The 9,127-nt window shown below is 70.5% G+C and carries 8 protein-coding genes; 3 read left to right on the top strand and 5 right to left on the bottom strand.

The features are described 5' to 3' along the window. The 3 genes from VF139_04550 to VF139_04540 form a co-directional block, all read left to right on the top strand. Positions 1–1,450 (top strand): transketolase C-terminal domain-containing protein (locus tag VF139_04550; GenBank protein ID HEX6850655.1); only part of this gene is annotated, 1,450 nt, incomplete at its 5' end. A gap of 2 nt (positions 1,451–1,452) precedes the next feature. Then, positions 1,453–1,701, top strand: a complete 249-nt coding sequence (locus VF139_04545) for a hypothetical protein (GenBank protein HEX6850654.1) — start codon at positions 1,453–1,455, stop codon at positions 1,699–1,701. After that, positions 1,698–2,531 carry an SDR family oxidoreductase gene (locus VF139_04540; GenBank protein ID HEX6850653.1) on the top strand — a complete coding sequence of 278 codons (834 nt, stop codon included), beginning with the start codon at positions 1,698–1,700 and terminating at the stop codon, positions 2,529–2,531. Before VF139_04545 ends, VF139_04540 begins: the two co-directional genes overlap by 4 nt. A 70-nt stretch (positions 2,532–2,601) precedes the next feature. Here the strand turns inward: VF139_04540 and VF139_04535 are convergent, their stop codons facing one another. The 5 genes from VF139_04535 to VF139_04515 all read right to left on the bottom strand — a co-directional run bounded on the left by VF139_04535 (position 2,602) and on the right by VF139_04515 (position 9,063). Beyond that, positions 2,602–2,958, bottom strand: coding sequence for an RNA-binding protein (locus VF139_04535; protein ID HEX6850652.1), 357 nt, complete (start codon positions 2,956–2,958; stop codon positions 2,602–2,604). Between the two features lie 220 nt (positions 2,959–3,178). Further along, complete coding sequence (locus VF139_04530) at positions 3,179–4,609, bottom strand: pyridoxal-dependent decarboxylase (protein ID HEX6850651.1); 1,431 nt, start codon at positions 4,607–4,609, stop codon at positions 3,179–3,181. Positions 4,610–4,618: 9 nt separating this feature from the next. After that, positions 4,619–5,665 carry a cytochrome c3 family protein gene (locus VF139_04525; protein ID HEX6850650.1) on the bottom strand — a complete coding sequence of 349 codons (1,047 nt, stop codon included), beginning with the start codon at positions 5,663–5,665 and terminating at the stop codon, positions 4,619–4,621. Positions 5,666–5,731: 66 nt separating this feature from the next. Then, a complete protein-coding gene (locus VF139_04520) occupies positions 5,732–6,505 on the bottom strand; it encodes an undecaprenyl-diphosphate phosphatase (protein HEX6850649.1) in 774 nt (257 codons plus the stop codon). Beyond that, positions 6,502–9,063, bottom strand: coding sequence for an MMPL family transporter (locus VF139_04515; protein HEX6850648.1), 2,562 nt, complete (start codon positions 9,061–9,063; stop codon positions 6,502–6,504). The genes VF139_04520 and VF139_04515 overlap by 4 nt, the downstream gene beginning before the upstream one ends. Positions 9,064–9,127: the final 64 nt, after the last annotated feature.

Genomic DNA, 9,127 nt, shown 5'->3' with positions numbered 1-9,127 from the left:
TCCCCAGTCCGTCCAGACCGGAACGCAGATCCACACCCTCGCCAAGGGGTTCAACGTCCGCTCGATCGAGCTCGACGGGACCCGCTTCACCGAGATGTGGCAGTCGCTCAAGCCGCTCGTCGCCGAGATGCGCGCGGGCGGAGGGCCGCTGCTCGTCGAGGCCCACGTCGTGCGCCTCGATTCGCACTCGTCCTCCGACGACCAACTCAAGTACCGCACCGAGGAGGAGCTCGAGACGATCCGCCAGAAGGACCCCGTCGCGCACACCCAGGGGCGGCTTCTCTCCTGGGGGCTCGTCACCGAGGGCGAGCTCAAGGCGATGCACGACGAGATCAAGGCCGCGGTCAACGCCGCCGGCGACGCGGCCGACGCCGCGCCGGCGCCGGACCCTTCGATCGCGGCGCTGCACGTCTTCTCCGGAAAACAGCCGGTGGACCGGGAGCCGACGCCGAAGTGGATCTCCGACAAGGAGGTCACGATGGTCGACGCGATCAACCACGGCCTCAAGGAGGAGATGGAGCGCAACGCGAAGATCGTGATGTGGGGCGAGGACATCGCCGACCCGAAGGGAGGGGTCTTCGGCGTCACCCGCGGGCTCACCGAGGCGTTCCCGACGAACGTCGAGAACTCCCCGCTCGCCGAGGCCACGATCGTGGGGGTCGCGAAGGGGATGGCGATCCGGGGGTACAAACCCGTCGTCGAGATGCAGTTCTCCGACTACTCCTTCCCCGGGTACATGCAGATCCGCAACGAGATCTCGACGCTGCGCTGGCGGTCGGGGGGCGCGTGGTCGTGCCCCGTCGTCGTGCGCATGGCGACGGGCGGGTACATCCGCGGCGGGCCGTTCCACAGCCAGTGCCCCGAGTCGCTCTACATCCACACGCCGGGGTGGTACGTGGCGTACCCCTCCAACGCGGCGGACGCGAAGGGGCTCATCAAGACGGCGTGCCGGATCGACGATCCGGTCATCTTCTTCGAGCACAAGGGGCTCTACCGTCAGGTCTTCTCGAAGTCCCTCGAGCCCGACGCCGACTACCTGATCCCCTTCGGCAAGGCGCGCATCGTGAAGCCCGGAACCGATCTCACCGCGATCACGTGGGGGAGCGGGGTCGTGCGCTGCCAGCGCGCCGCGGCCGAGCTCGAGCGCGAGGGGTTCTCGGTCGAGGTGATCGACCTCCGGACCCTCGTCCCCCTCGACGAGGAGACGATCCTCGAGTCGGTGAAGAAGACCGGCAAGGCGATCGTCGTGCACGAAGCGCAGCTCACCGGCGGTTTCGGCGGAGAGATCGCGGCGAGGATCTCGGACCAGGCGTTCGAGCACCTCGACGCGCCGGTCCGCCGCCTGGCCGCGAAGGACTGTTTCCCGCCGTACGCGCCCTCTCTCGAGTCGGCGATCCTGCCGTCCCAGGAGGACGTGACGGCCGCGGTGCGCGAACTGGCGAGGTGGTAGGGATGTCCAAGCGCGTGGTGGGGATGGTGCTCCTGCTGGTCGGCGGGCTCGTCATCGGGTGGTACGCCGGGAGCTGGGGGTTCTCGATGTTCGAGAAGACCGTGCCCGCGGGTGCCGTGACGGACCTCGTCCGGGGCGGCACCCGGGCCGCCTACCGGACGGGAGGGCTCGTCGTGGGGGTGATCGCCGCCGCCTACGCGCTCCTCGCCGCCTGGGCGTCGCCGTTCTTCCGCGACACTCCGAAGCCATGACCCCCGCGCTGCGCCTCGACCTCCTTTCGGGGAAGGTGGCCTGGATCACCGGCGGGGGCACCGGCCTCGGCCGCGCGATGGCGCTGCGCTTCGCCTCCCTCGGGGCGAAGGTCGCGGTCTCGGGGCGGCGCGAGGAGCCGCTTCGCGACGTCGCGCGGGAGACCGGCGGCGTCTTCGCGACCTGCGATGTGCGCGACCCCGCCGCCGTGGAGGCGGCGATCGCGAAGATCGAGGGCGAAGCGGGCCTGCCGGACATCCTCGTCAACAACGCCGCCGGGAACTTCCTGTGTCCCTCCGAGCAGCTCTCCCCCAACGCCTTCGCATCGGTCGTCGGGATCGTCCTCCACGGCACGTTCCACTGCACGCAGGCGCTGGCCAGGCGATGGATCGCGGCGAAGCGGGGCGGCTCGGTCCTCTCGATCGCGACGACCTACGCCGAGACCGGCTCGGCGTTCGTGTTGCCGTCGGCGTGCGCCAAGGCGGGAGTCGTCGCGATGACCCGGTCGCTCGCCGTGGAGTGGGCCCGTTACGGGATCCGGCTCAACGCGATCGCGCCGGGACCGATCCCGACCGAAGGGGCGTTCTCGCGCCTGCTGCCGTCGTCGGATCTCGAGGCGCGGAGGAAGGCGCGGATCCCCGCCGGGCGATTCGGGACGCCGGAGGAGCTCGCCGAGCTCGCGGCGTTTCTCGTCTCCGACGCGTCGGAGTGGATGCGCGGCGAGGTCGTCGTGTTCGACGGCGGCGAGTGGCTGCGCGGCGCCGGGGAGTTCAACGACTTCCTCGACGAGCCGGCGGAGACTTTCGAGGCGATGCGGCCCCGAAAGGGGTGACCGAAAAGACGAAGGGCCGGGACCCTCGAGGAGCCCCGGCCCAGCGGGATCGTTCGATTTCAGGACGGGGTCAGTACCGGTCGCCGTAGCCGCCGCCACCCCCGTAGCCGCCGCCGCCACCGCCGCGGCGCCCACCGCCGCCGCCGTAGCCGCCGCCACCCCCGCCCCCGCCACGCTCGCGCTCGCGCGCCTCGTTCACGGTGAGAGGGCGGCCCCCGTAGTTGGTGCCGTTGAGTTGGCGGATCGCGGAGTCGGCGTCCTCCTGAGTGCCCATGTCCACGAAACCGAAGCCGCGAGGGCGGCCGGTCTCCCGGTCGGTGATCAGCTTGACTTCCTTCACCGTCCGTCCGTTTTGCTCGAACAGCTCTTTGACCTGCTGCTCGTCCGCGCTGAAGGGGAGGTTGCCGACATACAGCCTGGTACCCATCGAACCCTGCCTTTCGGACGCGGCCGGGGTGGGACCGCGTCGTGCGAACCGAAGCCGATCAGAGCTTCTCGAACCGAGCCGTGCGCCTCACGCCCCGATACGGGGCCTGAAAGACAAAACGCCGCAAGACCGGCTTGCGGCGCGCGTGAAATCCGTACCCCTTCGAACTCCTCGGTGAAACCACGGCCGGGGGAACCGTAAACCCCGATCCCCGCGGGAGTCAAGCATCGATTCGGGTTTGGGTTGCCGCGGCGCTACGCAGGAGTTCCCAGATCCGCGCGACGTGGGCCTCGGTCTGGCGCGGGTTCCCGATCGAGACCCGGATCGTGAGCTTCCCCGCCAGCCGGGTGTGGCTCAGGTAGGCCCGGCCGGATGCGTTCACGGCGTCGAGGATGCGCCGGTTCAGAGCGTCCGGATCGGGGTGTCCCTCGGGGCGGCAGCGCAGGCACACCGTCGCCATCGGAACCGGGGCCAGGAGCTCCCAATCGGGGTCCGCCGCGACCCACGACGCCAGGAGGTTCGCGTAGCGCAGGTGTTCCCGGAGGATCGCCGCGATCCCCTCCGTCCCGAACATGCGAAGGATCATCCAGACCTTCAGGGCGCGGAAGCGACGGCCGAGCTGGACGCCGTATTCGTTGTAGTTGCGGACGCCCGGGGCCTCGGGGGTCGACAGGTACTCGGGGACGAGGCTGAAGGCGTCGCGGAAGTGCGCGGGATCCCGGAACAGGAGCAGCGAGGCGTCGAACGGCGTCCACAGCCACTTGTGCGGATTCACGACGATCGAGTCGGCGCGCTCCCAACCGTCGAAAAGCGGCCGGTGCTCGGGCATCGCCGCCATCACGCCGCCGTAGGCCGCGTCGACGTGCATCCAGAGCTTCTCGCGCGCGCAGATCTCCGCGATCGCGCGCGCCGGATCGACGCTCGTCGACGACGTCGTGCCCAGGGTCGCGACGACGCAGAACGGCGTGAACCCCGCGGCGCGGTCCTCCCGGATCGCCGCGGCGAGCGCGTCGGGGCGCATGCGGTACTCGGCGTCGACGTCGACACGGCGCACCCCGGCCTTTCCCACCCCGGCGACGATCGCGCCCTTCTCGATCGACGAGTGCGCCTCGGTCGACGCGTAGAGGCGCAGCCGCGCGGGTCCCGCCATCCCCTCGTCGCGGGCGTGGAGTCCCGGAACGGCGTGGCGCGCGGCGACGATGGAGAGCAGCGAGGACATCGACGCGGTGTCGGTGAACATCCCGTCGAACACCGCCGGGAGCCCGAAGAGCTCGCGCAGCCACGCGACGGTCACCTGCTCGAGCTCCGTCGAGGCCGGCGCGTTCCGCCACAACATGACGTTCGAGTTGAGCCCCGCCGCGAGCCACTCGCCCAGGATCCCCGGCCCCGACGCGACGCTGGGGAAGTAGGCCATGAACATCGGGTGCTGCCAGTGAGTCACGTTCGGCTCGATCCACCGGAGGTAATCCTCGAGAACGTCCTCGAGCGGCTCGGGATTCTCGGGTGGACGCCCGGGGAGCTTCGCCGCGACGTCGCCGGGAGCGATCTTCGGAACGACGTCGTAGGACTCGAGGCGCTCGAGGTAGTCGGCGACGAGATCGGCGACGCGATGCGCGGCCTTGCGGAATGCGTCGGGGTCGAGGTCGGCCATGTCGGAAGCCTACTCGGGAACGGCGTCCCCGTGGCACTTCTCGCACAGGCGCCGCTGCGCCGGCCCCGTCGTCATCTCGTAGGGGTTCGGGATCGGCCACGTCCCGGAAAGGACGCCCTCCTCCGCCCAGGTGGTGATGTTGAAGTCCCACCGTCCGGAGCTCGGACCGGAGGAGGCGTGCGCGCGGTGGCAGCTGAGGCAGCTGATCCTCGCCGTCGTGGGCACGGGACCGCGGAAGGTCGTCGTCGCGTCGTCGAACTCCACCGGGGTCTGCGGGATGTAGGCCTCGAGGCCGGTCCCCGTCGGATTGCCGCTCCCCATGTACGCGTTGTAGGTGCTCGTGAGGTCGATCCCGAGCTCGTTGCGCACGGGGTGGGAGAAACTCGAGAGGCCGTTCTCGTGGTAGTACCCGTGACAGTTCGCGCACCAGTCGGTCATCCCCGAACGGTAGGCGGCGTGGCCGGCGGGGGATTCCCCGGGACCGTCGAGCGGGATCCCCTCCGCTTGCGGCGACGGGTTCACGTAGCGGTAGACCTGGCCGTTCACGCGCGACTCGGGGTTCTCGCTGCCGTAGAGCAGGCGGAACGTCCCCCCCTTGCCGTGCGGGTCGTGACAGGAGGTGCAGTGCAGGTTGTAGGAGGGGTAGGTCCCTCCCGGCGCGGTTGCGTGCTCGGGGTCGGCCGTCGTGCCGTTCGAGTAGGAGATCACGGTGTGACCCGCGCGATACCCCGGGATCGTCGCCAGGGGATCCGAGCCGCCCGGCCCGTCGTTGAGGTTCGACGCCCTCAGGAGCACGAAGGCGCCGCCGCCGTACTGCGGCCCCGGATCGCGAACGTCGTTCCCCCAGGTGTTGCCGTTTTCGGTCTGGTGGCACCGGAGGCAGACGTCGGTGGGTGAGGCCGCCTTCAGCAGGAACCCCGCGGGAGCCCCGACGTCCGAGGAGTGCATGCTGTGGCACCCCTCGCACGACCCCACCCCCCCGGAGTGGAACGCCGCCGCGACGCCCGGAGCGAGGGCGATCCAGGCGGCGAGGGCCGGGCGCGCGGGGGAGAACATCGCGGAAGCTTGATACCGCGAGCCCCCCCGGAGCGCAATGGACCTTTGTTGGGCCCGGGGGGTCCCTCAGCGCGTTGCCCAGAGCACGAGCAGCCCGAGGGCGATCCGGTACCAGGCGAACGGCCGGAGCGTATGGGACGAGACGTAGCGCAGCAGCCAGCGGATCGACCACCAGGCGACGAAGAAGGACGCCGCGAACGCGACGGCGAGGTAGAGGGCGTCCCCCGGCTCGAGCGCCCGGTACCGCTTGAGCAGGCTGTAGAGGGTCGCGCTCCCGAGGGTGGGGATCGCGAGGAAGAACGAGAACTCGGTCGCGGCGGGACGGTTGAGCCCGCAGACCAGGCCGCCGAGGATCGTGGCCGCCGAGCGCGAGAATCCCGGCCAGAGCGCCAGGCACTGCGCGAGGCCGATGCCGAGCGCCTGCCGGAACCCCGCCGCCTCGGCCGTCGCGGTCCGCTCGCGTCTGGGAAGGGCCTCCACCACGAGGATGAGCGCCGCCCCCGCGATCAGCGCCGCGGCGACGGTACGGGCCGAGAAGAGCCGCTCGCTGATGAAGTCGTGGGCGACGAGCCCCAGGACCGCCGCGGGGACGAAGGCGACGCCGACGCGGACGAGGAATCCCCGATTCCCGGGACGGGTCGCGTCGAAAAGGCGCCTTCGGTACTCGACGACGACCGCGAGGACCGCGCCGAGCTGGATGAACAGGTCGAACACCTCCGCCCGCTGCCCGGTGAGCCCGAACGCCTCGGAGACGAGGATCAGGTGGCCGGTGGAGGAGATCGGAAGGAACTCCGTCAGACCCTCGACGAGGCCGAGCAGCAACGCGAGCCAGAGGGTCACGAACGCTCCTGCCGCCGCGCCAGGAGCGCGGGGACGAGCGTGAGCGCGGTGAGCAGGCACGTCACCGAGCCCACGAGCGCCACGAGGCCGATGCTGCGCATCGCGGGGTAGTCGCCCAGGCCGAGCGTGCCGAAGCCGGCGACGTTGGTGAGCGCCGCGAGCACGACGCCCTTCGCGGTCTCGAGGACGCCTTCGTCGACGACGCCGCCGTTTCCGTGGAGGCGGTGGACGATGTGGATGCTGTAATCGATCCCCACGCCCATGATCATCGTGGCGACGAACGCGTTGGCGTAGTTGATCGGCAGGTCGAACACGCGCATCACCCCGAGCATGAGCGCGACCCCGGAGAGCAGCTGCGCGAGGGCGATCGCCGTGAGGCGCACGCTCTTGAAGTCGATCCAGAGCAGCGCCGCGACGAGCGCGAGCCCGAGGGCGACCGCGCGGGTCGCGTCGCGCGCGAACAGGCGGCGCAGCTCCTGGCTGACGACGTTCGTCCCCGTGACGGTGATGCCGGGGTCGTCCGCGGAGAGCGCCTCGACGAGCCCGGGCGGCGCCAGGCGTTTCCAGCGCGGGTCGGTCGGGTAGAGGTAGGTCACGATCCGCACCCGGTCGCCGTCGCGCTTGACGTAGCGGTCCACGAGCCGGCCCAGGCCCTTCCCCTCGAGGTCCGCGAGGGTGATCGGGCGCGTCGGCGCCAGGAAACGATCCATCCGCGCCAGGTAATCGGCGAAGGCGTCCGCGCGGAACCCCTCGGCGTCGAGGGCGCGCACGAACGTGGCGTGGATGCGCGCGGCGTCGAACGCCCCGGAGGCTCCCGCGCGCACGGCCGCGATCACCTGCTCCTGGCGCGAGGCGGGGGGCAGGTAGTTGAGGATGGACTCGTACCGTCCGATCGTCCCGTCCGCCAGGAACGGCTCGAGGCGCTCGCGCACCTTGAAGGCGAGCGCCTCCGCCTCCCGGAGGTCGGGCGCCTCGGCGATCGCCGTCATGTACGACAGGGAGGCGCCGAACCGCTCCGCCACCACCTGCTGCGCGCGGTAGGCGTTCGAGTCGGTGCTGCGGAGCGAGTTGATGTTGTCGTCGAAGGCGAGCCCGAAGCTCCCGGCGATCGCGACGGCGACGAGCAGGCCGGTGGCGACGAGGACGGTTTTCGGCCGCGCGGCGCTGAAGGTGATCAGCCGCTCGAGGCCGATCGACTGCAGGTGCAGCTTCTGGACCGGGTCCTCGCGACGGCGGCGGACCCCTTCGTTCCAGGTGATCATCGCGGGAAGCAGGAAGAGGATCGCGACGCCGCACAGGAGAATCCCGGTCCCGATCAGGAAGCCCAGGTCCGACAACCCCCGGTAGCCGCTGATGCACAGGGCGTAGAAGGTCCCGGCGGAGGTGATGGCGCCGGTGAAGACGCCCAGCCCCCCTTCCCCGACCATCAGCTCCGTCGCCTCGGCGAGCGAGCGCCCCGCCCGCCGCTCCTCGACGTAGCGGGCGTACATGACGATGGTGAAGTCGGTCCCGAGGCCCATCAGCAGCGCGGGGAGCGCCACCGAGGCGGAGTTGAGCCCCCCGAGCACGAAAAACGCCACCGCGAAGGTCATCGCCTGGCCGAGCAGGAGCGGCACGCTCGAGTAGAAAAGCGTCGCGAAGCGGCGGTAGCAGACGAGGTAGAGCCCGAGCACCGCGATGAAGGCGGCGCTTCCGGTGATCCCCATCGTCCGCGTCAGAAGGCCCGCCTCCTCGACGAGGGTCGCGGGGTTCCCCGTGTAACGCACCGCGATCCGGGGGAGCCGGCCCGATTCCTCCTCGATCCTGAGGCGCGCCGCCTCCGCGGCGGCGTCCGCGGCGGCCAGCAGCGTCCGCGAGAAGGCGAGATCCTGCGAGGCGCGCCGCGGCTTCACCAGGAGGATCAGCGAGCGCGCGTCGGTGGAGAGGTAATACCCGGTGGACAGGTCGAGCTTGAGCGCGCCGCGGTGGCTGAGGAGCCGGTCGACGAACAGCGGCATGAGGCCGAGCGGGTCGTTGAGGACCAGCGACTCCGCCAGCGCCCCCGCCGGGGACGCCAGCGCGAGCCGATTCTCCTTCACCTGGCGCTCGATCGCCCGGTCCTCGAGGCGGGCGGCGATCGTCGGGAGCTCCTCCGGCGGAAGGAACAGGAGCGCGTTCTCCGTGAACAGCGACAGGAAACGCGCGTCGGGCTGGAAGCGGTATTCGACCGACTCGACCAGATCCTCGCGCTCGAGCAGTCCTTCCGCGAAGGCGTCCGAGAACTCCTCGAGGTCCTCGGTGCTCTCCCCTTCCCCCGCCTCGAGGAGCACGATGAGGTAGTCGATCGACCCGAAGTCCTTGAGGGCCTGCCGGAAGGTGTCGACCTTGCGGTTCCCCTCGGGAATCAGCTTCAGGACGTCGGACTCGAGGTGGATCTTGGAGCCGATCCAGCTCGACACGAGGAACAGGGCGAGCGCGCCGAGCAGGACGGCGCGCCACCGGCGGCGGCTGAACGCTTCGATGCGAAGCAGGACCCGCTGTTTGCGGCCGACGCGGGTTCCGGGCGGGGTTTCGCTCATCCGTGGTCCGACAGCGGCGGATTATTTCGGGCCGGGGTGGGCGCGTCAAGGCAAAGCCCTGCGT

The sequence above is a fragment of the Candidatus Polarisedimenticolaceae bacterium genome, from assembly GCA_036376135.1.
Taxonomy (GTDB): domain Bacteria; phylum Acidobacteriota; class Polarisedimenticolia; order Polarisedimenticolales; family DASRJG01; genus DASVAW01.
The sequence above is the reverse complement of the archived record's forward strand: the minus strand, read 5'-3'. Positions and strand labels throughout refer to the sequence as shown.